Source organism: Vibrio sp. WZ-1, assembly GCF_052037695.1.
Lineage (GTDB): Bacteria > Pseudomonadota > Gammaproteobacteria > Enterobacterales > Vibrionaceae > Vibrio.
This window is the reverse complement of the sequence record NZ_JBQEQR010000085.1, coordinates 470,664-496,519: the sequence shown is the minus strand read 5'-3', so window position 1 is coordinate 496,519 and position 25,856 is coordinate 470,664. Positions and strand designations below refer to the sequence as shown.

The window sequence follows — 25,856 nt, the reverse complement described above, 5'->3', positions numbered from 1 at the left end:
CTATAATAACGATATGCTGTGTACCACCTCAGAATAGATCCAAACAGATATGATCGCGATTAAACCGGCAAAGTTGAAAGATTTTGCGAGCTTGATGCAATTGGAAGTGCATGACGATCAAAAAGGATTTTTTAAACCGTTTGAACAGGCCTACCAAAACCGTAGTAAGTCGGAGGTGTTTTACACCATATTCCAAGACAGTTTGGCGGTTGGTTATTTGGTCATAGACAAGGCATTTGCTCAATATGCACCGTTTGCTAAACGACATGAGCTTAAGTTGAGCTATATGGTGATTGGTAAGCAATTTCAACAGAAAGGCGTTGGGAAAGCTACGCTTCAAAAGTTGATGGTTTATGGTTACGCCATTGATGCTGAGAGTAATTCTATGTGCGCGACCGTTTCTTGTTCAAATAAAGTGGGAATTGCCCTTTTTGAGTCGGCGGGCTTTGAAAACACCCAAAAAACCATCTACGAGTCAGATGGGAAAGCGGTCATCATGAGACACCCACTTAATTAAGGTTATAAAGGGCAGCGTCATAAGACTCAACTGCCCTATTCCATTTTACACTGAAAAAGTTTCAGCTTGCCATCCGTAACCAAGATACTCTTTCGCTAAACTCTGAGCCACAAACATGGATACTACAACTTCTGTCCATTGGTCGCTCACCCCGATGCGGTAGCGAAGTTTCATCATTTTCATAAAATTTACGTCTTGTTATTTACGCACAGACAACCAAATTCTCAGACAACATCACCTTAAACAACCACACTCATTGTTGGTCACGGCGCGTTCTGAAGTTAACTCGGCATGTGACTAGTTATTCCATAAGTTTCGAAATAACGCGGTACACATTCTGCAAAATGATATGATTAGAATGTAGAGTAAAAATACTGCATTTATAAAAAATCAGTGAGGCTAATTATTATTTATGGAAAGCGATATACAAACAGCGATAATCGTTGATAGCTTTGAGGCACTAGCGACAAAGCAAACTATGGTGCTTGCCAATGCTCCAGCCCAAAACTGTGAAGAGACACTTACTAAGTGCATCCTTGAAGCAATGGATTGGTTCAACATTGACCGAACAACGATGTTTCCGAACTCCATGTTATTCTTTAGCCATGGCAAAACTATAAGCGTTGCTCGTCCCCCACACCAAATATTGACCGTAAAACAAGTCTCTCCGTCAGATGGTGAAAAGTACCTTCGTTTAATTGGTAACTCATCGAAGACCCAGCTATTTTCAGCAAAAGAAATGGAGTCAAGTGACGTTACAGTGCTGAAAATGATCGCAGCACAAGGTGCTAGCTACCACTACACCATCCCGCTGATTCAGTTCGGGCAACGTTGGGGGGGGATGTCTTTCACGCTCTTCAACAACCAAAGAGCTGCATTAAATGAGAAAGAGATCAACGAGTATACTTACCTGTCGCATATGTGGCTTTCGTTCTGGCAACATTCCAAGTTACATCGAACCTTATATAAGTCCGATGTAACGACACATAATGAAAATACCAAGATGCTACGCCTGAGCCAAAGGCAGTATGATGTGTTAGCACTCCTCGCTACTGGGAAATCAGCGAAGGAATGCGCCAAAGAGTTGAATTTAAGCCCGAGAACCATCGAGTCACACAAATATCGGCTGTTGGATTTACTAGAACTGGACTCACATTCAGAGCTCGTCCAGTTTGCGTTGAGAAACGGCGTTGAATACTAAAGCGGCATAAAGATACAACCATAAAGGTAGGCAGCGGCCTGCCTTTTGTCGCTAATGACCTGCAGATTTGGACACCAAATTAACGATCAGTACTCCTGTAATGATAAAGCCAATACCTATTAGAGCGGCAAGATCAAGCTTCTGTCCATATAAAACGTACCCCACCCCCGCAACCAATACAATCCCTGCTCCGCTCCATATCGCATATACAATACCAACCGGCATTGTCTTTACGGTTACCGATAAAAGGAAAAAGGCAATAGCATAACCAACCAGTACAATCGAACTTGGAAGCCATTTAGTGAACTGTTCGGTTTTAGGGATATAGGATGTGGCAATAACTTCACAAACAATGGCGATACTTAGCGCAACTAAAGGCGGCAGAGAAACTAATAACTTGAACATAGTTACCACACAACAAAAATAACAGAAGCGCGGCATTATAGAGGTTATTTATCTCTAATCTAGCCTAGTTTTAGAAAAGCAATTTTACGTACAAGCAATAATCACAAGCACCTCTATCCGAGAGACTTCACGATGAAGGATTCACAGCTTTGTCACTGATTCGAGGTCACCATCACTTATGTTAATAAGCACCAAAATCGCAGGCACCAATCAAAATATATCAATCTCACATTCTGTATCGACATATGGTCTGAATTAAGTTAAGTTTAGATGTATAGACGTCTAGAAGCTTAGGGAGAAAGCTGTGCCAATTCGAATTCCAGATCAATTACCCGCGTCCGATATTCTCAGAACAGAGAACATCTTTGTGATGAACGAGACACGCGCTGCCAGTCAGGAAATCCGCCCTCTGCGTGTTCTTATACTGAACTTGATGCCAAAAAAGATTGAAACAGAAACTCAGTTTCTGCGATTACTTTCAAATAGTCCACTACAAGTAGATGTCGAGTTATTACGTATTGACGATAGACCTAGCAAAAACACACCAACAGAACACCTAGATACCTTTTATCGCCAATTCGAAATGGTTAAGAGTCGAAACTTCGATGGCTTGATCATCACAGGTGCCCCATTAGGTTTAGTGCAATTTGAAGATGTGATTTACTGGGATCACCTAAAAACCATCATGAATTGGGCAAAAGACCACGTAACATCAACGCTATTTGTATGTTGGGCAGCCCAAGCAGGGTTAAAGTTGCTTTATGATTTACCTAAGAAAACTCGTAAAGAGAAGCTTTCCGGGGTTTATCATCACGACATTCATCAGCCTTACCATCCAATATTACGTGGATTTGATGATACGTTTCTTGCGCCTCATTCTCGATATGCCGATTTCTCTCCAGAATACCTTAGCGAACATACCGACCTAGATATACTCGCGACATCGGATGTTGCAGGCGTTTACCTTGCAGCAACAAAAGATAAGCGAAATGTGTTTGTAACTGGCCACCCTGAATACGACTCACATACATTACATAATGAGTATATCCGCGATTTAGGGGAAGGAATGGAGCCCGCAATACCGGTAAATTACTACCCTAATAACAATCCAGATAACCCACCTAGAGCAAGCTGGCGCAGTCATGGACACCTATTGTTCTCAAATTGGTTGAACTACTGCGTATACCAACAAACACCATATGATTTAGACCATTTCAGCGAGTCTGCTTTTACCAAGGATGATTGATCTTACTAATGAGAATGGCCGGTGAAGTCCGGCTATTTTGACTGTTATTTGCAAACCTTGTCGCATTGTAATTTGACGCTATTAGTCATTTCAACGTGAGCTCATATCATGCCTTTACTCAAAGGCAATTAGGGAATGATGATGAGCTTAAAGATTTCACTTTCAATTTGTGCGATGGTGATGTTGCACGGCTGTGTAACCGTCAATGAAGGAGAACCCACTCCCAAAGTAGATCCAATTGCCATGGCTGAGTCTCGCATTGCGCTTGGCTTAGGGTACCTTGAAAATGGCAACATGATACGCGCACATGACAACTTGCAACAAGCTCTCTCTCATGCACCTCAATATTACCGAACTCAACTCTCTATGGCGCACTATTACGAAACCGTCGGTGAAATCGATAAAGCCGAGAGTATGTATAAGCGCTCACTACGCCAACATACTAAAAATGGTAATGTTCTGAACAATTATGGGACGTTTTTGTGTAAAAAAGGGGAATATGAACAAGCCGATAAAATGTTCACTCGTGCGATTGAACAGCCATACTACTACCTCATTCCCGCAAGCTATGAAAACGCGGCGTTCTGTGCACTAAAATCTCAACACCCAGAAAGAGCAAAATATTATTTTGAAAGAGCCATTGATCATGACCCTCATAGGCCAAAATCCATTCTGCAACTGGCTAAGCTAGAAATAGACGATGGAGAATACACAGACGCTCGCATTCGACTAATGCGCTTTCATCAGACATACGGGGTAAAGAAACCTTCATTGCAGCTCTTGGTTGAATTAGAGCGCGCTGCTGGTAACGAGGCACTGAAAGAGAAGTACCAGCAAAAGCTAGATAGCTTGTCTTAGCGTTCCTTATTAGAATTTCTTTTTGGGTAGCGGCGGCGTAGTCGTTCACGCTGCTGCTTAGTAAGCTTCCGCAACCGTCTTACTTTGGTTTTTTTTTGAATGCTTAGATACTCTAAATAGACAATACGTATAAAAGCAACGAGCCCAATGACAAGTAGTATCGAGAACACCGTCATAAAAGGCTGACATAACCAATCTGGTTGGCATGGGACAAAAAACTCGAACTCCATAACGCCCTCCCTTCTCAGTATTAGTGACACAAGTCATAGGCTGATCAGATCATTGACCTCTCAATCATATAGGCAAAATTCTGCTTTTAACTTGCTCCAGAGCAGATATTTTGAGCAAATTCCTCAAAAATCTCCTCATGGCTCTTAATAAAAAAATTAAGCGAATCCTAATATTTAAAGATCAACACCGTATCCGAAACTTTTATGCAACCCATATCACACATTCATAATATAAACTTGCTCGAAAACAGGTTAAATTTATACATTCTTCAATCTTAGAAAAGACTGTTAAACATATAAAATAATTATAACGCCATCATTTATAAGGAAATATACTCATGCAGTTTAAGTATTGTTTGATAACGGCAGTAACCCTTGCATTACTTCAAGGTTGTGGCGGTGGAGGTGGTGATTCATCTTCTAGCACCAATACCGTAAACAACGCAACTTGGGAAGCCGGTAATTTTAGCCAGTCATCTAGCGAGTTTGCCAACAAATGTGAAACTCCACGAACCGGTTTAGACCCGTATGCAGGAAACACATCATACCCAGATCAAGCCGGATCATCTTTACAAGAAAAGATGTTTTTACGTGCATTTACGCATGAGACCTACCTTTGGTATGACGAAGTACCAGACAACAATCCAAATAACTACCGCTCAGTAATTGATTATTTCCATACCTTAGTAACATCAGAGGTAACACAAACTGGTAAGCCTAAAGATCGTTTCCATTTCACCGTACCTTACGAAGAAGATATGAAATCATCACAATCTGGCCTTGTGGCTGGTTTTGGCTTTAACTGGGCTTTCATAAGAGGTACTCAACCAAGAGATGTGAGAATCTCCTACACTGAGGATGCATCGCCAGCTTCGCTAAATGGTATCGCTCGTGGTGATAAGTTAATTGCAATTAACTCTGTTGATGTCGTCAATACCGGTAGCCAAGCTGACATAGACTTTATTAATGCGACGTTATTCAATCCTAACTTGAACCAAGACTATACTTTCACATTTGAGAGTGTTAGTGGACAAACTAAAACTGTCACATTAACAGCCACTGATGTCGTGACATCGCCTGTGCGCAACGCAAAAATCATTAACCATAATGGTAAAAAAGTCGGTTACCTTCAGTACAACTCATTTGAGCCAAGTGCACAGACTCCGCTGATCAATGCGTTTAATAAACTATCAAAAGCGCAAGTTGATGAGGTCGTCGTTGACCTTCGTTACAACGGTGGAGGTTTGGTACTGCAGTCATCTCAAGTGGGTTACATGCTAAGTGGCGCAGGACAAAATCGTGTGTTTGGTGAGCTTATTCATAATGATAAAGTCATGAAGAACACACAGGCAAGAGCAAACACTTACAAGTTCACCAATGTCGCTATTGACTGGGCGGCAGGTCGTTACTCCAATGAGCCTCTGCCAACACTGTCAGCAACTAAAGTCTATGTATTAACCTCAGGCGGGACCGCCTCTTCAAGTGAGTTACTGATTAACGCACTACGCGGGATCGATGTAGACGTTATTCAGATCGGTTCAACCACAACGGGCAAACCATACGGGTTCGCACCCGAGCAAAATTGTGGCACAAATTACTACACGATCCAGTTTAAATCTGCCAATGAAAAAGGCTTTGGAGATTTCGCAGATGGATTCACCCCAACACCTAAAAACATGACTAACGCGACACTTGGTTTAGACAACAAAATAGAAGGTTGCTTGGTTGGGGATGACCTATCTAAGCCACTTGGTGATTCCTCAGAAGGCATGCTTGCGGCAGCGTTAAATTACATGGATACAGGAGTGTGCCCACAAGTTTCCCCAGTGAGCTATAACTCAATGCCATTCGATCCATCTTCACCAGCAATCATTGACTTACGTTCTCCATTGAAGACAGAGGCGATTCATGTTGATATCCAATAACTCCTCGAATAGAGGACTGACGCTTGCATTATTGCTAGGTTCGTCGTTGGCAATGACCGGATGCCAAGCAATAGCTGACTCTCCTGTCGAAGCACTAAGTGTCAACACGACCTCTCAGGGCGTTATCGAAGTACAAAACGCAATTGCTGAAATTCAAAATACACCAGCACCTAGAGTTGCCGGAAATGTATTTGAAACGTCACCTCACTTGCTAATCGAAAAAGGGAGAGTGAAAGGTAAAGACAATATGCTACTTGACGGTAGCTACACGGATTTACCGGACCAATACACTTTGCAAATTAGAGGCGATCGCTGCGGTTTGTACCATGAGAAGCTAGACGCTTTTGTTCCCTTGCCGTCTATTGATTGTATTCCGTATACAACGCCTTAAACAAAAGCCCGCTGATACTCTCAGCGGGCTTTGAACTTTTCTAGCAGTTTGAATTACTTTAATGCAATCCACGCTTTTCTTTGCTGCTTATCCATATAGGACCAAGCCACAAAACGACTGATTTTTTGGCCTTGACTCATTTCGACTACTCTAATCGCTTTAACACCCAGTTTCTCTAATTGCTTTCGCATCGGTCGAACGTTATCTTTCTTTGAGATTAACGTTGTAAACCAAAGAACTTGTGCACTAAAGGCTTGGCTTTCATTCGCCATTTTACGAATGAATGCCGCTTCTCCACCTTCGCACCAAAGCTCGGCATTTTGCCCACCAAAATTCAGAGCAGGTTTGCTCGTCTTCACTTGGTTGGGTTGCACTTTTACGCCTTTCTTACGCTGGTTGGCTTTTAAGTTGTCAATTTTTCTCTGGCTACCCATCGCCGCTTCTTCCGCTGAGCGGTGGAATGGTGGGTTGCACGTCGTCACATCGTAGCGCTCATGCGGTTGGATGATGCCACGATAAATATTTGATTCACTACTTTGTTGCACTAACTCAACTTTGCCGTTTAATGAGGCGTTACGCTCTACGATTGCTTGTGCCGATTCAATCGATTTTGGATCAACGTCACTCCCAATATAGTGCCAATCATATTGAGTCACCCCAACAATCGGGTAAATGCAGTTTGCACCAACCCCCACATCAAGGGCTCGCACATTTTGGTGCGCGTATTTTCCCTTTACCTCGTCATCGAGCAACTCCGCAATGCGATGAACATAGTCGGCACGCCCAGGGATGGGAGGACATAAGTAAGTGTCAGGAATGTCCCAAAACTCAATATCGTAGTACGCGGCAAGTAACGCTTTGTTAAGCATTTTGACCGCTTTAGGGTCGGAGAAGTTGATTGAGTCTTCCCCTTTCGGATTCTTAATCACAAATGGTTTAAGCTGAGGCTCTGCAGTGACCAGCTTATTAAAATCGTAACGACCACGATGTGCGTTACGTTCATGTAATCCACTCTTGGCAATTTTAATAAATTCGACATCGCTCTTAGTCGCTGGGGTGGCTACTTTCGTCGTCTTGTTTTTCACTCGCTTTGTTTTTGCCTTGGTCGTATCTTTACCCAGTTTTGGGGTTACTGTTTTCGGCTGAGCTTGTTTCGCATTGTGATTATTGTTCTTCATTCGAGTCCGCTTTTAAATCGAGGTACATCATAAACAGACGAGCATCAAGTTCGAGTTGGTGATACTCAGGTTCCATATAGCAACATAGTTGATAAAACGCTTTGTCATGATTTTTCTCACGAGTGTGAGCCAACTCATGCACCACCAGCATACGCAATAGTGCTTCTGGCGCATCTTTAAACACGTTTGCAATACGTATTTCATTCTTCGATTTCAGTTTGCCACCATGGTTGCGGCTAATCACACTGTGCAACCCAAGCGCGTTGTTCACCACGTGAATTTTCTTATCGTAAATGACTTTACTGATTGGTGCCGCTTTCTTCATATAACGGTTTTTGATCGCTATTGCGTACTCATAAAGCGCTTTTTCACTTTTGATTTGGTGTCTATCAGGGTAGCGTTTTTCAAACCATGGTACGAGTTTGCCACTATCTACTAGAGTGCTTACTTGCTCGGTGATGTGTTGTGGGTAACCTTGAATGTATCGAAGTGACGGGTGCATACGTATTAAGTCTGCTTTGACAATAGAAAGGGAGCAATTCTATCTTTTCTCAAACGGTAATGCACTTGAAGAAGAGGATCAATAGCCTAGCAAATTGCACATCACTAGGCTATTTATCACTACATGGGTAGTAAGTGCTCTTGTATAAAGCCAACATTATCGTGATTCTCACGATCTTGTTTCTTTGGTATCTGCATATAATCGCCGTAGATCATCGACAAGTAATCATCATAGCGTGCAATACTTTGGTAATGACGATCTTCAAACTCCACTTGGGTGTAGTCGTGGTAGAGAGAAGCTTCGCATAGCTCCTTAGACAAATAACTGCTCCCAATACTTACCGCAAACCCTTTTTCACTAACTAAACGATTAGAACACAAACTTTGAATAGACAGCAAAAACCATGGTGTCGGAACTAATTTAATCAAACGTTGAAATAGACGAAATACCGCGTTAACGACTGGATTCGCTCTCTCTTTTCTCGAGCGTTGCACTCGAGGAAAAAGATTAAATACCTTCATAAGCGAGAACCTGAGTTTCGCTTGCGCTTCATTTTGGCCCAGACTGTCGATTGGGAAAATATCAATATTTATCCCCACGCCTTTAATTCGACCATTAGAGATCTCTGAGCCGTTAAGCGACAGCTTACTAAACAAGAATGGATAAGGATTCGGCTCTGATTGCAAGTTAAAAAAGGTGAAGTCTGGATAGTCTGCCGTGAAGTTTTCAAGTAAATACTCATAATCATCTCGTGGCATCATGATGTCTATATCATCATCCCAAGGGATGTAACCTTTATGTCGAATCGCTCCAAGTAGAGAGCCTCCGGCTAACGAGTAGTTGAGTTGGTGCTGCTGGCAAAAGTCATGAACCTTATCCAGTATCGACATCTGGACACTGCGTAGCTGATCAAAAGTTAGTTGTTTCAATTGAATTACCTATAGTATGAAATCGTCTTCTGCAAACCATCGCTCAGCGCAATATTTGGCCGCCATTGCAATGCTTCTAGCTTACTAGTGGATAACTTCGTTCTCTGATATTGGCAATACGCATTGTCACTGGCAATCTCATGAACGACGCTGTGCTGATTTCTACTAAGCTTAGTCAGCAGTTTTGATAGTTGAAGAATCGATACCTCATCGTTCTCATTAGCGATATTGTAAGCCGTGTTCCTTTCTCCCTTTAACATCACCAACAACAAAGCAGACACCGCATCGGTGACATAACAAAATGAACGCAACGCACTGCCATCACTTTTTAATACGATAGGCTTATCATTAACCACATCCCCAAGTAAATCTGACATGACCCTGCCATCATTTAGGAACATACCCGGCCCATAAGAGTGAGCAATACGCACCGAATTAAACGTTAGTCCATGCTGTACGGCATAACTCTGTAGCATTGTCTCGGCAAGGCGCTTACTCTCTGGGTAGCACGAACGCGCATCGAGTGGATCAAAGTGCCCAAAATCCGTCTCTTCAATGTATTCAACGCCAGAGACCTCTCCATAGACTTCACGGGTGGAAAGAAACAGGAAATTGCTTACGTTCATCTCTTTGACAAGCTCCAATAGGTTTGAAGTGCCTTGAACATTTGCTTTGATGATACCTACAGGGTCGTTTTTTATATGATATGGACTTGCACTACTCGCCGCATGGATCACAAAGTCTATGTGGCTTTGATAGTTTAGAGGCTCACAAACGTCCTGATAGAAGCAAGTAAACTCATTTGCGGTTTCGCCAAAGGTATCTATCACTCGCTGCTTATTTCGGGCCAAGATTAAGATATTGATATTTAAATTGTCGACTTTATTTAAGTAAACCAAAAAACGGACAACACAGGCTGCCAGCATGCCCGTCGCCCCGGTAATTAATACCGTTTTATCTCTGAGTGCTTCCCAATCAGGTAACACTGTATAAATGCGCTTGTTATCATCAGCTAAGATACTTTGCCTTTGTTCAATCATAACGTTAACCAAACACCTGTAAGTTTTCTTGAGTATCAATGATCGCTTTAAATATGAAGAAATCGATGGGTGAAGTTATCTTGATGTTTTCAGATATACCGGATACCAAGCGTACATCGTGCCCATATTTGGTCATTAGTGAACAGGAGTCGATCGCATCAACATAGCCCTCATCCCTAGCCTGCCTATGTACGTGAAGAATATCTTTTAAATAGAAACTTTGCGGTGCTTTTGCTAAACGTGATAAAGAGCGGTCATGGACGTTCTGAACAACATCATCATTATCGACTAAGACAAAGGTTTCTACCGGTGGGCAAGTAGTTATTGCACTTCCATGGTTTCTAACTGCCTCGATATTACGATTAATAATGTCATCATTAATTAATGGCCTCACCCCATCGTGTATTAATACGACAGAATTATGGTCAAATTCTTCTTCTATTTTACACAACCCATTAAATATTGATTCTTGACCACTCTCACCGCCAGGTATAATAAATTTTACTTTTTGTATATCAAATTTAAAAAGTAGTTTTCGCAAATAATCAATCCATGGTTCTACGCAAACCACAACAATAGCATCAATGTTTGGGTTCTCTTCAAACTTTTCCAATGTATAAACAATAACTGGCTTATTATACAGCTCTAAGAACTGTTTTGGCTTGGTACTATTTTGCATTCTGGTTCCTACACCACCAGCAAAAATCAATGCAACATTCATAATTTGCTCCTAAATCATAGATATCATTTTGTTAATGCTAGCGTTCACTGTCTGTCTATATTGTTCATAATGTTTAGGTTCGTAACCTTCATCAACAGACTGCATCAAGCGGTTAACTATCGCCTTTGCATCGAACTGCTTGTAGGTAAAAAATCGATCAGGATAACCAATACAATCACCGAACATCTTAACTTTGTTGTTCCACACTAACCCTGCCACAGGCACTTTAAGTGAGTATGAAATAATGCAAGCGTGTAACCTGGCGGCAACCGTACACTTGAACGTAGAGATCAGTTCAACCAGTTCTTGAGGTGTTTGAGGCTCGAGAATGTCCAGAGACTTGCCCATATAATTTTCTAAGTCGACAAGAATATCGACATCACCTTTTAACCCATTTGTGAACAGTTGATACGCTTGCCCTCTCGATTCCAACTCAGAAAGTAAAGACGCATAGAATGCAATGACTTGATCTCTACTAAGATCAATACCATTGTCCTTAAATATTTTTGAGCGAACCAAACCAACGCCAACCAAATCACTCGAGTTTTTCTTTACTCCATACACTTCAGAGCTAAACACCGCTGAATCGGCAACTTGGGCCGTTTCAATATGTTCTTTCTCAATATAGCCATCATTCAAAACATTCAAATCATCTCGGGTGGTGATCATTTTGACCGATGAACTATTCAAACTTCTTTTTAGTAAACGGCACTTATAATCAGCTTGATCATAACCTTCGACACCTACCGCATTAAAAAATATTGAGCATGGCTTTGCTTTCACAGTATCAACAAGGGCTGAAATATGAGCCCAGCAATCTTGATACTTATATTTAATCATGCCGCCACCAGCGAAAACAATGGCTGAAGCATCATCAAACTTGTTCTTATAATCGCGCTTGTAGCAGCCAACTTTATAATTAAACGATGAATGAGGCGATAATTTACCAAGGACTTTGTTTATCGATTTTCTCTTTATTTTTTTAGCACTATTAAACTCATTGGAGTAATTCAGGTTAAATCGTTCAACGACAAGTTGTTCTTCAAGAGAGTTTTTCCTAATTAGATACTCAGCACTATCTGCAATTACTTGGTCACCGAGGTTGGTATCATGCGTATACCCAACCATAACCAACTTCTTTGGTGTCATATCCTTATACCTTTAATCGAATTAATTTTTTTTCTTCTGTGCTTAGCACAAGCCAATATGTCAGCCCTGCAATCATGCCAAACGAAATGAACCCGGATGAGACAAAGCGAAGATAACTAGGCTCATGGCTACTAGTGAAAGCGAATAACACCAAACCGGTGGGAGCCAATACTTGCAACGCTTTAGCCAGTACGAAAATCGCATATTGGTGAACGGACAGCCCTGCTTTCTTACGCAGAAAGCCTAATCTCATCACACAAGAAACCACTTCCATGATGATAGAAACGATAATCACAGAATAAGCGGGGTAACCTAGCGTCAATACCGCATAAGCGAAGGGGATCGTCAGCAGTAACACCGAACCAATGGTCGATTGATACGCTTTAACATCGCCAATAGCTTGAATAGCCGTTTGAAGGCCAATGGTCGTCAGATTGACCAAAGATAGAATTAAAAACAGCTTCACAAAAGGCACTGCTTGTTGCGGATACTCTCCTAACCATAGTGACAATATAAAGTCAGTTTCGAAGTAGATAGGAAGAGCGATCACTGAATAAAGCAACAAGCTAAAACGACTTGCTTGCATTGAAAGGTTGAGCATCTCTGAACGTTGACCATTGCTTTCAGCCTTGACGATTTTTGGGTTGATCGCCTTCATTATGTTGATGCTAAATTCTTTCAGTTTCCCATTAACTTGCATCGCAATGGCATACACAGCATTAATAGTTACCCCAAAGAAGTTATTGAGGACGATAGCTAGCCCTTGCACTCTCGCGACTCCACACACTGCGCCAAATGAGTTCCAACTGGTAAATCCGACCATTTCTCTCAGCAAGGCCCTATCTAACTCAGTGCTTAATAATCGACACTCTAGATAACGAGCCTTACAGAACAGAGCTTTAACAAAAAGCATTAAAAATGAGGTAGAAACAAACAATACCCCTAACGCCGTCAGTGGGTTGTCAACGAATCCAATGATAAAAGCCGAAGCTAGTTTTAAAACTGACTCAACCACACTGAGAAACGCATCTACCCCTAGGTCTTCATAGGCGTTAATTTGCGCGTTAAATGGTACTGTGAGAACAGAGGCGAATACTCCAATAACCATCACTTGATACAAGCTGTTTGAAGAAGCAAGCAGCTCTATTGGTACATTGATAAGTGAATTGAATACGAAGTCTTGCGCTATCCACAAAACGGAAGCGATTAATAAGGCAACAAATAAGTGAAGAAGCTTGGTTGTCGAAAATACTCTTTCTCTCTCCGACAAGACCTTAGTGCAATAATAGGAAAGGTAACGCTGGCTCGACGTAGTCATCGCGCCGTTTAGGAACATCATCAAGGCCAATACACCTGCGACCAGGTTGAAGACACCGTACCCCTCAACACCTAGCTCCTGTAGGAGTATGCGAACCATATACAGGTTGACTATAGTTGTGATCAGCATTTTCACTATCTGAAAAAGCGTATTTTTCGCGACCCGCTTCCCTGACATGTTTCCCAAACCCTAAATAATCATCCGTGTACTAAGTAACCCCTTTCAAGAGGTTCATAAATTCGCCATATCAGTGAAATAAATGGCAAACGGATACTAAATAATGCATGAAATGAGTTCTATTGTTTGAGTGACCAAAGTGCTGCTTTGGTACTTTTTCCCCACTGCCTGTTGAATCACGGTATGAAAGATTGATGAGCTACTGAAGTCAGTCATCATTCTTTTCTTCACTAAGACAACAACTGGCGAGATAGAAACGGTTATAGTAGACTTCGCCTCCCACGATAATGAAGAGAAACCCAATGAAACGTGTCGTTCTTTACATCAAAGACAAATGCCCTCACTGCAAAGATGCTCAACGTTATCTCGACTCAAAAAACATTAATTACCGTTTGTGCAATGCAAAAATGCAACGCGGTCGTAAAGAGCTCGACGCGCTAGGAGCGCGATCAGTTCCCGTTCTGAAGATCGGTGACCGTGTAATGATTGGATGGAATCCAAAAAACTTCGAAAAGATGTACAGCAGTAACTAATTCAAATTTATAAGAGCCTCTCACATAGAGAGGCTCTTTTGTTTCTCCCCTATGTTTCTACAACCCTGCTCTCTCCGGTAAAAATTCTCGTTGTCGCATAATGGCAATTTCTAGTATTTACTAGAGTGTATTTTATCTCTCAACTAAACAGCTTTGAGTTTGATGACGGCCTAAACCTCAAGCCTATAAAGAACTCAGCCACTGCCTGTCCCATTATTTGTGAGCTCGAATATGTCAGATACAGCAAAAGAAAACCCAACCGTCCAAGAACCGAAGAAAGTAAATAAGATAAAACGAACCACCAATGCGCTGCTCGCGTTAACCGCTGTATCGATTGGTACCGCAATCATCTCTGACCGAATCATTCCGACCACCGATAATGTGCGTGTAGAAGGCAATGTAGTTTCACTCATCCCCCAAGTTTCAGGACAAGTTGAGAGTATCAGTATCAAACCCAATTCTGAGGTAAAGAAAGGTGATGTGCTCCTGCAGATCAACACACTCGATTACCAAATCGCAGTCAAGCAGGCAGAGGCGAAACTTAAGATCGCCGGTCAAAATGTCGGTTCGCAAATGGCAGGAGTTCTGTCTGCGCAAGCGCAAGTAACAGTGGCACTTATCGCACAAGAAAATGCTAAGCGTCAGGGTCAGCGCGTACTGGCGATGGCAGAAAAAGGCGTAGTGTCAAAATCAGATGCAGATACCACTCGTGCAACGATTAATAAAGCCAATGCTGATGTAGAAAATGCAAGAGCAAACCTTGAGAAAGCCAAACTTCAAGTCGGCGCTACTGGAGAAGAAAACGCGCAAATTCAATCCGCCTTACTGGCACTTCAGCAGGCACAGTTGAACTTATCTCGTACCACGATGCGTGCCCCTTCTGATGGCGCGGTTACCAATTTCAATTTGTCACAAGGTGCTTACGCATCAGCAGGCTCACCACTAATGACGTTTGTAGAAAACGATGGGTTATGGCTAGAGGCATTCTTTCGTGAGAACAGCTTAGGTAACATCCATGCCGGTGACAAAGTCGAAATCGCACTTGATTACGCGCCAGGTAAAACCTTCAGTGGCTCTGTTTCTTCCGTAGACTTAGGTGTTGCTTGGGAAGCAAACAGCCAACCTGGTACTTTGGCTACGGTTAAGAACCAAAACGGGTGGCTACGAGAAACACAGCGCATGCCTGTAACCATTAAGCTAGATGATAACCAAGCGGTCGATCTAATGCGTATTGGTGGTCAGGCTGACGTTGTGGTTTATACCGGAAACAACACACTGTTTAACTTCCTTGGCAAAGTTTGGATTAACCTAGTGAGTGTTTTCTCTTATGTGCGCTAACATCACTCAAACGCAAGAAAGACGCATCCTACGCTACATTGTCACTGTGGGGTGTGCCGCTTTTATTGCCCTATGGTTCAACTGGCCATTGGCATTCTGTACTCCACTGCTGACGGCTAAGTTCATAGTCGATAAGCCGCAATTCCATGTTCTGCATGTAAAACAACTTGGCTATGCGCTAATTTCAACCGCAGTCATCGGATTTTTGGTCTCAACGGGATTACCAGAATATAAGATCGCCTTCCTGACAGTGTTCTCACTCGGCATGTTGTGGGGCTATTACCTATTCACCGATCCAAAATGGGTAATGTTCGCAACATTTTTGATGATCGCTCTGATTCTTATCCCATCAGTAACCATCATTAGCCAGCAAGCCGCGTTAGATGTGGGCGTCGGTTTCGCATTTTCTGGCATTGTTGCAGTGGCACTTTACGGCATCTCACACGTTTATTTTCCTGAAGAAGAGGAAAATGCATTTGAGGGCTTTCCCCCTTCTCCATTGAGTAAAGAAGCACGCTGGAACGCTGCTGTACGAGCGTGGATGATGTCATTTCCTTTAGTGTGTTTTTATTTCTATTTTCAGTTATCACAAATACTACTGACCGTCGCTTTTGTTATGTTGTTATCCCTGATGGCAACTAGTGACAAAGCAGGTAAAACTTCGCTGTTTTTTGTGGTAAGCAACATGCTCGGCGGTCTTCTGGCTTTTGCCGCTTTTGTAACGATATTACTCGCACCAAATCTGTATATTTACATGCTTGTCACTATGGTGGTCATCGCATTGCTTGGTACCAAGATTTATACAGAGCCAACGAAAGCCCCCATATACGCCACGGCATTTACCGGCTTTATGGTGCTGATGGGAACCTCCATGAGCAACGGTGCTTTAGACGATAAGTTCTACGTGCGGATATTGCAGCTGCTGTTCGTCGTTGCCTACATGGTATTCATGACGTACTTTTTCGAATCTCGTGGAAAGCTAAAAGCGCACTAGCCAAAGAGTCTTATTACAAGTGCAGAACAGTAAAAAGCTTACCAAAAAACTCCGATAGTAGATTCTGGATCACGTTCTTTCCCCACTGGGTGACAACAACGCAAGTCATTGTTTTCCATCAAACATACCGCTTAATAAAGTCGATAAAAGTTCGGTCGGCGATGGACAAATAACCTTGCTTTCGCCAAGCGAGTGCAAGGTCGAGCTTAACGCTCGGTTCAAATGGGATACCCACCACGCCCTGCTCATGTTGTGTCACTAGTTCAAGAAGCGCAGTAATAGCAAATTCTTGTTTAACGATACTCAGAATGAGCGGCAGCAAGTTGGTTTCGAATGAGGACTTCATTGTAAAGCCATGCTCTTCGCTGACGTGGTCCAAGAATTCTCGGTGGAAGTAGCCATGCTGGAACATCACCAAGTCATGCTCGAAAAACTTATCAAAGGTGATGAACTCACGCTGAGCTAAATCATGTTCTGGAGCAACAACCGCAACCATTTGGCTTGTAAACAAATGGTCAGTCTCCAAATCATCTGGCACAGCATCGCAGCTGATTACACCAATATCGAGCTGACCATTAAGTAACATTCGACGGATAGACTGAGTACCCGCCTCCACCAGCGTCAGCTTTAAATCTGGATACTGGCTCTTAAACGCCATGACAATTCGGGGAAAGAAGTAGCTGCCCATCATTGAAGGCGTGCCAAGGCGAACTTCCCCTTTGGCTAAACCCTTGAGTTCATCAATCGCTAACTGCGCATCGTGTAACTGCTGAATCACTCGCTTAGCGTGAACCAACAGGATTTCCCCTTCTTTGGTTAAGCTGATTTTCTTTTCTTCTCGGCGAAACAGCGTCACGCCAAGAGACTGTTCGAACTTCTTAATTGAAATACTTAACGCTGGCTGAGCAATGTGCAAAGCCTTAGCTGCATGAGTAATGTTGCCGTGTTCCGCAACTGCCAAAAAATGTTTGAGTTGTTTCGATTCCATTAGATCAAAAATATATACCAACCATATTTTTAATATATTTTTTCAATCCACAACTAACTGATAGATTGATCACAGTTTCTTTATATTTGCTCGCTCGCATTAGGCAGGACTCATGGTCAGTTTCGGCACTCCAGAATACAAACGCATTACGCTATCTCTGGCGCTCGGCTCGTTTTTAGTTTTCTCGAACCTATATCTCCTTCAGCCTATGCTGCCAAGCTTTGCGGCGCATTTTCAGATCACGGAAACGCAGGTTAACTGGCTATTCGCCGCCACCACACTGGCTCTCTCCTTTAGCTTGGTCCCGATGGCTGTGCTCTCTGAATCGATTGGGCGCAAACCTGTAATGATGTTTGGTCTGTTTTCGATCCCTGCAATTTCTGCATTAATGCTGCTTGGCGATTCGTTTTTGTTCTTAGTGGTTTGTCGCGCTTTGATCGGTATTGCGCTTGCCGCGTTTGCTGCGGTTGCCGTTGCTTATATCGCGGAAGAGTTAGATAAACACGCATTTTCAATGGCGATTGGTACTTATATCGCAGCCAATTCATTGGGAGGGATCGCAGGACGTATCAGCGGAGGTTTGCTGGCAGACAACTTCAGCATCGATGTCGCCATCGAAGTTATGATGCTATTCACCCTTATCGGTGTGGTCAGCGTGCATTACTTGCTACCAAAACAGAAAAACTTTACCCCTTCTTCGAGCAGTTTAAGGCACCACAATAAAGCTATTATCGGACACTTCAAAAATCAACGAGTGTGGTTCGCCATGCTGATTGGTGGTTTGAACTTTGCGTTGTTCGTTAATCTTTATTCGGTAATGGGATTCCGCTTGGTCAGTGCGCCACATAATGTGCCTGTCGGGTTAGCTTCTCTCATATTTGTTTGCTACCTGGGTGGTACGTTTTCTTCCCGTTGTGCAGGACATTGGAGTAAACGCTTTTCACCGATACTTGGCATGTTTTTGGGCTCTATCGTCAGCATGGCAGGCATGTGGATTGCAGTAATTGAAAGCATACCTGCAATGTTGACAGGTTTGTTATTGATCAGCTTCGGCGCGTTCTTCACTCACACACTTGCTTACGGCTGGGTTGGACAAAACGCGACACAAGCAAAAGCGACGGCGACCGCATTGTATCTCGTGCATTACTACATTGGCGGCAGTTTAGGTGGATTCCTATTGCTCTATTGCTGGCAAAACGGCGGTTGGTCGAGTGTACTCATCGGCGGCAGTGCACTGTACATCGCGATGTTCGCTGCTATCGCATTCTTAAAACACATCGCAGAGCGAATTGACGCTGGCGATAACGTAGATATAACGGCTTAGTAAAGCGTTAAGCCCTATTGGTTTTATGTTGTGGCGTGGGTCTGTTATGCTTGCACCACATTCATAAAAACAAGACAGTCGTATGCCAACGCGCTCAACACAAGAAACACCAAACACCGATATCAATGCGATCACAGAGCAAGTCGATCAATGGCTCAATGATGTCGTGATCGGGTTAAATCTTTGCCCGTTCGCCGCTAAACCACAGCGCAATAAACAAATCAAAATCTTCGTTAGTGAAGCCTCGCAAGAAGAAGCTCTACTTGAAGACATTTTGCTGCAACTGATCGAACTCAGTAATACCGAACCGGAAAAACTGGAGACAACCTTGGTTGTGGTTCCCAACATGCTGGAGGATTTCTGGGACTACAACTTCTTCATTGATTGGGTTGAAGGCTTGATCAAGCAGCAAGATTGGGAAGGCATTTTCCAAGTTGCGACTTTCCATCCTGATTACTGCTTTGGCGGTTCTGAACCAGAAGATGATGAAAACCTAACGAACCGCTCTCCATTCCCTATCTTTCACTTGATCCGTGAAGAGAGTATGGAAAAGGTACTCAAACACTACCCTGACCCAGAGTCGATTCCAGATACCAATATCGCACGTGTCTCAGCGCTTTCAGAACAAGAACGGAAGAAGCTATTCCCTTACCTGTTCCGTTAACAAGCCCAATCCCCAAGAGGCAGATTTCTAACCAGTTAGAATGGGATTGCTTGGGGATTAAAGTTCGGTTTGATATGATTGCGACTTCAATCGATTCAATGGACATTAGAATGCAACTGTCAAAGCTAACCCAAGAGATTTTTGATCACCTATACCGTGACATCACCGAGTTCCGTAGCACTTTCGACCTACCAGTGGCGGATGTTGCAAGCCTAGACGCGCAAGCAGACACGCTACACACTTCTCTGGCGATCGAAGAGCTTACTGAACTAGCGGAAGCGGATTGCAAAACAGAGCAAGCAGACGCAATCATTGACAGCGTATACGTTCTAATGGGTCGTCTCGTACACCTTGGCAACAGCAAAGTTGAAGATAACCTAGCGATCAGCTACCTGATTGATCTACTGCTTAACGTAGCAGTGAACCGTGGTATCGACTTTATTCCTTGTTGGGACGAAGTGCACTCAAGCAACATGAGCAAAGTGTGCCGCAACGAGCAAGAGTACGCGGAAACAGAAGCGTTCTACGCTGAACAGGGCATCAAGCTGATGGCAGTCCAAAAAGGCGAATACATCATTGCGAAGTGTGCAGAAGATTTTGTCTCTGAAGGCAAAACAGTACGTAAAGGCAAGGTTCTAAAATCGGTTTACTACCGCCCTGCAGACCTTAAGCCACTAACGCAATAAGCTTACGCTTACGCAGTAGATAAAATTCAGCGCCCACAATACTCGATATTGTGGGCGCTTTTTATTCTGAGCGTTTTTTAATAACAGTCGGGAATTCACCCAAATTGAATCTGCGCGTTGCATCCCCAACTGCATTGTTATGCTCAAACTAAACACGCGTTCAGTTTTTATTGATATTTCTAAGGCCTATCTCTCTGATAACCTAATCTCAGTTACCATATCGTGGATTACCTATGATTCATATATCTCAAGTGTTGCCGTTAGTCGAAAAACAGCTCAAAGAATTGCAGCCTAAAGAAGCGGTAGAGTTTAAGACTTACAAAAGAGATCGCGGTTTTCTGATTTACTGTCTAGCAGATAGCCAGTTCCAAGTTGTTGAAATGGGGTATCACAACCAAACGTTGACGGGAGATTTGGTCAGTACGCGTAAACACGTTAAAAGAGCCCTCAGACGAGAGTTCCCGAGAAGTAATAAGGCTTGGGTGGAGTATTTTCAGAGTGTCGATAACCCATTAGATATCAAGAAGTCCCATCCACATCAGATGCCTCTATTTTAGTCTCGCAACGAATAAACAGCTTGCCATCTGGATGTACTGTATCTCCTTGGGATACTAATCAAAAATCAAATACGGCCTGTCTTCTACTACGACTTTTCGAACTTGAGTTTGGAAAACCTCTGCCAAGCCCTCTTCCGTTAGTACTTCATCGGCATGACCTAAAGAATGCAATACGCCGTTATTGAGCAGCAGTACCTTGTCAGCATGCCTTAGCGTTCGATTTAAGTCGTGGTTTGCGACCAACACCCCGATACCTTGCGCAGCGACTGCATTAATAAGCTGATATAGCAGACCTTCTTGGGCAATATCGAGCGGCGCTGCGGGTTCGTCCAGAATCAATAGCTGAGAATAAGGATTAATTGTACGCCAAACTTGCAAACACACCCCAGCCAAACGGACACGTTGCCATTCACCGCCGGATAATGTCTGAATACTTCGATGAAGCTTGTCTTGCAGTTGCACCAGCTCAATAACGATATTAACGGCATCTCGTACTTGCGCATCACTGATATTCGCACCCGTTGGCAATGAAAGCGCTAAGTATTGAAAAACATCAACATTGAATGCGGGTCTTGATTGCTGACACAAATACCCGCGGAGATGCGCTTGTTCTGAAAGTGGCATTGTGAGCAGGTCGCTATTGTCGATAAGCACTTCGCCACTTACACCTTCACGTTGCGTTAAAGTGCCGGATATCGCACCAAGTAATGTACTTTTTCCTGAGCCGTTTGGGCCCACAACATGGACAACCTCACCCGGCTTGCATTCAAAGGACAGTGGTAGCAGTCGACTTCCTACTGCAATGTGCTTAACGTGAATCATGACTTTTCACCAGCATCCAAATGAAGATAGGCGCGCCGATAGAAGTGGTCATCACTCCGAGCGGTAGCTCCGCAGAATCGAGCAACAAACGGGCACCGATATCAGCAAACACCAATAACGCTGCGCCAGATATTGCCGACAGAGGCAATAGGTAACGGTTCTCTGTACCAAACGCCAATCGAAGCAAATGCGGCACGACTAAGCCCACAAAGCTAATGATCCCACCTAACGCAACGGAACCACCGACAAGAATGGAAATTGCCAAAATGAGTTTCCAGCGCATCTGATGAACGTCAATGCCCAGTTGAGTGGCATGGATTTCTCCTAGCATCAACTTATCAAGCGGTTTGCCCTTGCAGCAGAGCCAAATCAGCACAGGTAGCATGACCAAAGTGACGGTGTGCTGATACCAACTTGCACCACCAATACTGCCCATTAGCCAGTACATGAGCTGACGTAGGCTTAAGTCATCGCTAAAGTAGAATGCCCACGTCACAATGGCGCTAGACAGAATACCCAGTGCAACACCGACTAGCAAAAGCCTTGCTGTAGTGAGATGCATCGCCCGTGCTATGCCAACCAATATGACAGTAAACAGCATCGAACCAGCAATGGCAGCTAACATAAAGATCATTGGGGAAGGCAAAACTGGCAAGGCAAACATGGCGAGCACCATTGCCAAACTCGCACCGCCAGATATCCCTAGCACACCCGGCTCGGCTAATACGTTACCAAGCAAGACTTGCAGTGTCGCTCCGGAGACCGCCAACGCTGCGCCAATAATGGCGGCTGAAACCAAACGAGGCAGACGCAGGTCCAACAATAGTTTTTGTTCAAATGCAGAAAGAGTTTGAAAAGGAGAAAGGAAAACCTCTCCAACCATCAAATGAATGGCAGAAAGTAGTAGTAGAATCACTGACATGATCACTAGATTGCGTTGCCAGCGTCGCTCCTTGTTCAGAAGAAGTTGTTGAAAATCCATAATAGTCGATACATAAAAACGAGGCTTAACCTTACAGTTAAGCCTCGGTAAATTGCAAATAGGTTCTCGTTCTAGTGAACGTTATATCGCATTAATCGTAAACCAACTCGCCATCTTCGTAGCGCGTTTTCACTTCACACACCATCAATGCTGCGCGTTGACCTATCGCAACATGGCGATTTGGGAAAACAACGGCTTCGTTATCGTTCTTCGCCATTAACGGTTTGTCACCATCATGACCAAACACTTCGCCGTGAACGAATGAGGTGAAGTTCTCGACGTTGTCATCGAACATGAAATCAAAATCTTCGTGCAAACGTACAATCGTACGGCTAACACGGTACTTGATACATGGCTTAGATAAGTGCTCCGCTTTCGCCTCTGCAATGAGGTTACGCAGTGACAAATCGAACGCTGTCAGTTTGTCTAAGTCGTTTTCACCAATGCGAGCCACACGACCCAGTTCCATCGTCAAAGCTTGAGCGCCGTAGTTCTCTGCACTGAACCAGCTGAATGTACTGGTTGGCGAGTTAGACAATAGAACCGCTTCAATATGTGCACTGTCGAGAAAATCAATCAAAGCTTTGCTACGAACAGGATGACGCGTTTTCGGACTCACAGCAAAGGTGTAGTGCTTTGAATCACGGATCGCACAGTGCAAATCTAAATGCCAACGTGTTTCCGCTGCGGTATCTTGATAAAAATCTCTGACTAACAATTTGAGAGTGTCAGCAATCGCAAGCTCTTTGGTCGGCTCATGCTCTTTCTCATCAAACAGTCGGTTAAGGTTTTCTTCCAAAAATCGCGTATGTGCCAGCGTCGCATCTGGATGAGCGATAATAAATAGACAGCGAGCTTCGACTTTCTGGAAGCCAGACTCGATGTCTTTGATAATGGAATCCACCAGCTCCATCGGTGCAGTTTCATCCCCATGAACACCACATGAGATGATGATGTTTTTCGTTTCCTGCGTGTATTCATCAGGAATGACTTCTAGCACACCACGCTGATAGAGTTTAAGTTTTACACCGTTAGACAGTACCTGTTCCGCTAGCGCAACATCAGTTTGTACATCTAACGTGTCAGTTAAAAACGATTGGCGAAAGAGAGACTTCGTCATGCGTTACTCCTTAATAGCACGGCGGGTATGTTAATAAATTGTACAAAGGATTTTTGTCGTTGCGATCCCACTTATGAGTAGAAGCAACCAAATTTATCGAAAATCCTATACCTTGTCGCGCCATGCACTCAAATCAAGCATTGAGGCGTATATTTTTTAAACAATTACAAAGTGTTAGGGCTGTGGACTTTACCACAGCCCAATTTAAGATCATTGTAATTTGATCAAGTTTTCGTGATTATTCACTGCGTTGGGCAAGTAAACGTTCAAATTCGTCTACTTTGTCACGAACCAGTTCAACGCTTTGTTGCCAGAACTCTGGTTGCGTTAAATCCATCGACAAGTGTTTAGCCACCACATCTTCCGCCATCATATTGCCGGTATCACGCAACAAGGAGACGTAATCACCGTAGAAGTTTTCACCTTTCGACTCACGCTGTGCGTAGATACCTTTGCTGAATAAGAAGCCAAACAGGTAAGGATAGTTATAGAAACTCACTCCTGAGATCGAAAAGTGCAGTTTGCTCGCCCAGAAATAAGGGTCCGCTTCACTCATCACATCGCCATACCAGTCTTTCCACGTATCAGACATCAGTTCACAGAACTCTTCTGCGGTAAGTTCACCATCTTGACGGCGCTCATAGAAGGCTTTTTCAAACTCGTAACGTACCGGAATATTAATCATCAACGCTAAGGCAGAAGACAGCTCTTCCCATAACATTTCAAGTTTTTCATCAACGCTTTCTGCTTTGGAAATCAGATGGTCACGAACGATGTTTTCCGCAAAAATCGAGGCCGTTTCGGCCAACGTCATTGGGTAGTATGTCTGACAAAGCGGCAAATCACGAATCACCCAGTTATGGAAGGCATGGCCAAGCTCATGTGCCAACGTCATCAAATCAGAGCGGCTACCACTCCAGGTCATGAATACTAAAGGCGTACGGGTTGCAGGTAATTTAGTGCAGTAAGCGCCCAGACGTTTATTTGCGTTAGGAGCAGCATCAATCCAGCCATTTTGCACCATCATTCGCACAAACTCAGACATATCTGGATTAACGGTTTCAAACGCTTCACAGATGACATCAATCGCTTCATCAAAGCCGTAAACTTTTGCCTCACCACTCAATACTGGCATCGCTGCTAGATGGTTCCAAGGCTTCATTTCATCGAAACCATGTACCTTTGCCATCAACAGCCCGGCTTTTTGACCGATGTCTCGACTTTCTTTTGCCACAGTCATCATCGCATCTAATGTTTCAGCTTTGATTCGACTGCCATGTAAGCTTGGATCTAGGAAATGAACATCACGCTTAGTTGAGCGTTTTTTATTTTCAGTTAAACGCCAGCCAGCAAGTGCGTTAAGAATTGCAGCGAATGACTCTTGATGGGTTGCCATTGCTTTTTGTACGCCTCGCCACGCACCTTCTTGGCGTTCAAATTCTGAACCATATAGAATACTCGCAGCTTGAGAAAATCCAAGCTCTTCACTCTCGCCATCAGCATGCTCCAACTGGACTTTCAATGAGCCCGTGAGGTTGTTGTAAAGCTTACCCCAAGCGGATTTACCATCAACACTCATTGCCGACAATAATTTTTCTTCTTCCGTACTTAAACGCGTATCGGCCAGTTTACGTGAGTTTGAAATAGAGAATGCCTGGCCATTAATATCTGGGTTTTCATGGTCCAATACGCTGGAAATAAACGCTTCATCAGCATGAGTTAACTTTAATTCAAATGCACTGAAGGCTTGAGAAAACTCAGAAAAAATACGCGTCATTCGCCCAAGCAGAGCTTTTGCTTCAGCATTCGTTGCATCAACAGATGCATAACAGTTTGCAAAGTTAGCGATGGTGCCAGCTAGGCGGCTAGCCGCTTCACTCGTTAAGATTGCATTCTGCATGACTTCTACGGAGTTACAATCAGCAGACTGTTTATTAAGTAGATCAATACATTGCTCAACAAGTGCAATGTCATCTTGAATACGAGGGTCAGCGAGGTCGTTATAAACGATGGATAAATCCCAGCTAGGAGCGGTCATTTATGGTTCCTTTTGATGTAATC

The 25,856-nt window shown here is 43.4% G+C and carries 28 protein-coding genes; 13 read left to right on the top strand and 15 right to left on the bottom strand.

Annotated elements, in window-relative coordinates; all coding sequences use genetic code 11:
- Nucleotides 1–49 precede the first annotated feature (49 nt).
- Nucleotides 50–517, top strand: coding sequence for a GNAT family N-acetyltransferase (locus ACTS60_RS22980; protein WP_440890136.1), 468 nt, complete (start codon nucleotides 50–52; stop codon nucleotides 515–517).
- A gap of 45 nt (nucleotides 518–562) precedes the next feature.
- Here the strand turns inward: ACTS60_RS22980 and ACTS60_RS22975 are convergent, their stop codons facing one another.
- On the bottom strand, nucleotides 563–700 hold the full coding sequence (locus tag ACTS60_RS22975; RefSeq protein ID WP_440890135.1) for a hypothetical protein: 138 nt from the start codon (nucleotides 698–700) through the stop codon (nucleotides 563–565).
- Nucleotides 701–929: 229 nt separating this feature from the next.
- Here ACTS60_RS22975 and ACTS60_RS22970 point away from each other — a divergent pair, with 229 nt between their 5' ends.
- Nucleotides 930–1,718 carry a response regulator transcription factor gene (locus tag ACTS60_RS22970; protein ID WP_440890134.1) on the top strand — a complete coding sequence of 263 codons (789 nt, stop codon included), beginning with the start codon at nucleotides 930–932 and terminating at the stop codon, nucleotides 1,716–1,718.
- A 51-nt stretch (nucleotides 1,719–1,769) separates the two neighbouring features.
- Here the strand turns inward: ACTS60_RS22970 and ACTS60_RS22965 are convergent, their stop codons facing one another.
- Nucleotides 1,770–2,123, bottom strand: a complete 354-nt coding sequence (locus tag ACTS60_RS22965) for a DMT family transporter (protein WP_440890133.1) — start codon at nucleotides 2,121–2,123, stop codon at nucleotides 1,770–1,772.
- Nucleotides 2,124–2,427: 304 nt separating this feature from the next.
- Here ACTS60_RS22965 and metA point away from each other — a divergent pair, with 304 nt between their 5' ends.
- Together metA and pilW are read left to right on the top strand one after the other, a co-directional pair.
- Complete coding sequence (gene metA / locus ACTS60_RS22960) at nucleotides 2,428–3,369, top strand: homoserine O-succinyltransferase MetA (protein WP_440890132.1); 942 nt, start codon at nucleotides 2,428–2,430, stop codon at nucleotides 3,367–3,369.
- Nucleotides 3,370–3,510: 141 nt separating this feature from the next.
- Nucleotides 3,511–4,227, top strand: a complete 717-nt coding sequence (gene pilW, locus ACTS60_RS22955; RefSeq protein WP_440890131.1) for a type IV pilus biogenesis/stability protein PilW — start codon at nucleotides 3,511–3,513, stop codon at nucleotides 4,225–4,227.
- On the opposite strand, the gene ACTS60_RS22950 is transcribed toward pilW, so the two are convergent.
- A complete protein-coding gene (locus tag ACTS60_RS22950; protein ID WP_440890130.1) occupies nucleotides 4,224–4,457 on the bottom strand; it encodes a hypothetical protein in 234 nt (77 codons plus the stop codon). The genes pilW and ACTS60_RS22950 overlap by 4 nt on opposite strands.
- 338 nt (nucleotides 4,458–4,795) lie before the next feature.
- Here ACTS60_RS22950 and ACTS60_RS22945 point away from each other — a divergent pair, with 338 nt between their 5' ends.
- The gene (locus tag ACTS60_RS22945) at nucleotides 4,796–6,382 is read left to right on the top strand and encodes a S41 family peptidase (protein WP_440890129.1); all 1,587 of its coding nucleotides are present in this window, start codon (nucleotides 4,796–4,798) and stop codon (nucleotides 6,380–6,382) included.
- Nucleotides 6,366–6,773 (top strand): hypothetical protein, encoded by a 408-nt coding sequence (locus ACTS60_RS22940; RefSeq protein ID WP_440890128.1) that lies wholly within the window; start codon nucleotides 6,366–6,368, stop codon nucleotides 6,771–6,773. The genes ACTS60_RS22945 and ACTS60_RS22940 overlap by 17 nt, the downstream gene beginning before the upstream one ends.
- A 53-nt stretch (nucleotides 6,774–6,826) precedes the next feature.
- Here ACTS60_RS22940 and rlmF read toward each other — a convergent pair whose 3' ends face one another.
- From rlmF to ACTS60_RS22905, 7 genes are all read right to left on the bottom strand, one after another.
- Complete coding sequence (gene rlmF, locus ACTS60_RS22935) at nucleotides 6,827–7,951, bottom strand: 23S rRNA (adenine(1618)-N(6))-methyltransferase RlmF (protein ID WP_440890127.1); 1,125 nt, start codon at nucleotides 7,949–7,951, stop codon at nucleotides 6,827–6,829.
- Nucleotides 7,938–8,453: a M48 metallopeptidase family protein gene (locus tag ACTS60_RS22930; protein WP_440890126.1), complete on the bottom strand. Its 516-nt coding sequence runs from the start codon at nucleotides 8,451–8,453 to the stop codon at nucleotides 7,938–7,940. The genes rlmF and ACTS60_RS22930 overlap by 14 nt, the downstream gene beginning before the upstream one ends.
- Before the next feature lie 119 nt (nucleotides 8,454–8,572).
- Nucleotides 8,573–9,382 carry a LicD family protein gene (locus ACTS60_RS22925; protein ID WP_440890125.1) on the bottom strand — a complete coding sequence of 270 codons (810 nt, stop codon included), beginning with the start codon at nucleotides 9,380–9,382 and terminating at the stop codon, nucleotides 8,573–8,575.
- 5 nt (nucleotides 9,383–9,387) lie between these two features.
- On the bottom strand, nucleotides 9,388–10,422 hold the full coding sequence (locus tag ACTS60_RS22920; protein ID WP_440890124.1) for an NAD-dependent epimerase/dehydratase family protein: 1,035 nt from the start codon (nucleotides 10,420–10,422) through the stop codon (nucleotides 9,388–9,390).
- Nucleotides 10,423–10,426: 4 nt separating this feature from the next.
- The gene (locus ACTS60_RS22915) at nucleotides 10,427–11,143 is read right to left on the bottom strand and encodes an IspD/TarI family cytidylyltransferase (RefSeq protein ID WP_440890123.1); all 717 of its coding nucleotides are present in this window, start codon (nucleotides 11,141–11,143) and stop codon (nucleotides 10,427–10,429) included.
- A gap of 9 nt (nucleotides 11,144–11,152) precedes the next feature.
- Complete coding sequence (locus ACTS60_RS22910) at nucleotides 11,153–12,292, bottom strand: polysaccharide pyruvyl transferase family protein (protein ID WP_440890122.1); 1,140 nt, start codon at nucleotides 12,290–12,292, stop codon at nucleotides 11,153–11,155.
- A gap of 4 nt (nucleotides 12,293–12,296) precedes the next feature.
- Nucleotides 12,297–13,709: a hypothetical protein gene (locus tag ACTS60_RS22905; RefSeq protein WP_440890121.1), complete on the bottom strand. Its 1,413-nt coding sequence runs from the start codon at nucleotides 13,707–13,709 to the stop codon at nucleotides 12,297–12,299.
- Nucleotides 13,710–14,089: 380 nt separating this feature from the next.
- Here ACTS60_RS22905 and ACTS60_RS22900 point away from each other — a divergent pair, with 380 nt between their 5' ends.
- The 3 genes from ACTS60_RS22900 to ACTS60_RS22890 all read left to right on the top strand — a co-directional run bounded on the left by ACTS60_RS22900 (nucleotide 14,090) and on the right by ACTS60_RS22890 (nucleotide 16,652).
- Nucleotides 14,090–14,320 (top strand): glutaredoxin family protein, encoded by a 231-nt coding sequence (locus ACTS60_RS22900; RefSeq protein ID WP_440890120.1) that lies wholly within the window; start codon nucleotides 14,090–14,092, stop codon nucleotides 14,318–14,320.
- 231 nt (nucleotides 14,321–14,551) lie between these two features.
- Complete coding sequence (locus ACTS60_RS22895; RefSeq protein WP_440890119.1) at nucleotides 14,552–15,658, top strand: HlyD family secretion protein; 1,107 nt, start codon at nucleotides 14,552–14,554, stop codon at nucleotides 15,656–15,658.
- Complete coding sequence (locus ACTS60_RS22890) at nucleotides 15,648–16,652, top strand: DUF2955 domain-containing protein (protein WP_440890118.1); 1,005 nt, start codon at nucleotides 15,648–15,650, stop codon at nucleotides 16,650–16,652. Before ACTS60_RS22895 ends, ACTS60_RS22890 begins: the two co-directional genes overlap by 11 nt.
- Before the next feature lie 118 nt (nucleotides 16,653–16,770).
- On the opposite strand, the gene ACTS60_RS22885 is transcribed toward ACTS60_RS22890, so the two are convergent.
- Nucleotides 16,771–17,640, bottom strand: coding sequence for a LysR family transcriptional regulator (locus ACTS60_RS22885; RefSeq protein WP_440890117.1), 870 nt, complete (start codon nucleotides 17,638–17,640; stop codon nucleotides 16,771–16,773).
- 112 nt (nucleotides 17,641–17,752) lie between these two features.
- Here ACTS60_RS22885 and ACTS60_RS22880 point away from each other — a divergent pair, with 112 nt between their 5' ends.
- The 4 genes from ACTS60_RS22880 to ACTS60_RS22865 all read left to right on the top strand — a co-directional run bounded on the left by ACTS60_RS22880 (nucleotide 17,753) and on the right by ACTS60_RS22865 (nucleotide 20,871).
- A complete protein-coding gene (locus tag ACTS60_RS22880) occupies nucleotides 17,753–18,964 on the top strand; it encodes an MFS transporter (protein ID WP_440890116.1) in 1,212 nt (403 codons plus the stop codon).
- Nucleotides 18,965–19,046: 82 nt separating this feature from the next.
- Nucleotides 19,047–19,628 carry a DUF1415 domain-containing protein gene (locus ACTS60_RS22875; protein ID WP_440890115.1) on the top strand — a complete coding sequence of 194 codons (582 nt, stop codon included), beginning with the start codon at nucleotides 19,047–19,049 and terminating at the stop codon, nucleotides 19,626–19,628.
- A gap of 110 nt (nucleotides 19,629–19,738) precedes the next feature.
- Complete coding sequence (locus ACTS60_RS22870; protein WP_440890114.1) at nucleotides 19,739–20,314, top strand: nucleoside triphosphate pyrophosphohydrolase family protein; 576 nt, start codon at nucleotides 19,739–19,741, stop codon at nucleotides 20,312–20,314.
- 233 nt (nucleotides 20,315–20,547) lie between these two features.
- Complete coding sequence (locus ACTS60_RS22865; protein ID WP_440890113.1) at nucleotides 20,548–20,871, top strand: hypothetical protein; 324 nt, start codon at nucleotides 20,548–20,550, stop codon at nucleotides 20,869–20,871.
- 54 nt (nucleotides 20,872–20,925) lie between these two features.
- Here the strand turns inward: ACTS60_RS22865 and btuD are convergent, their stop codons facing one another.
- The 4 genes from btuD to ACTS60_RS22845 all read right to left on the bottom strand — a co-directional run bounded on the left by btuD (nucleotide 20,926) and on the right by ACTS60_RS22845 (nucleotide 25,833).
- Nucleotides 20,926–21,693, bottom strand: coding sequence for a vitamin B12 ABC transporter ATP-binding protein BtuD (btuD, locus tag ACTS60_RS22860; protein WP_440890112.1), 768 nt, complete (start codon nucleotides 21,691–21,693; stop codon nucleotides 20,926–20,928).
- Nucleotides 21,680–22,675 (bottom strand): vitamin B12 ABC transporter permease BtuC, encoded by a 996-nt coding sequence (btuC, locus tag ACTS60_RS22855; RefSeq protein ID WP_440890111.1) that lies wholly within the window; start codon nucleotides 22,673–22,675, stop codon nucleotides 21,680–21,682. The genes btuD and btuC overlap by 14 nt, the downstream gene beginning before the upstream one ends.
- A 91-nt stretch (nucleotides 22,676–22,766) precedes the next feature.
- A complete protein-coding gene (locus ACTS60_RS22850; protein ID WP_440890110.1) occupies nucleotides 22,767–23,795 on the bottom strand; it encodes a succinylglutamate desuccinylase in 1,029 nt (342 codons plus the stop codon).
- Between the two features lie 238 nt (nucleotides 23,796–24,033).
- A complete protein-coding gene (locus ACTS60_RS22845) occupies nucleotides 24,034–25,833 on the bottom strand; it encodes a M3 family oligoendopeptidase (RefSeq protein WP_440890109.1) in 1,800 nt (599 codons plus the stop codon).
- Nucleotides 25,834–25,856: the final 23 nt, after the last annotated feature.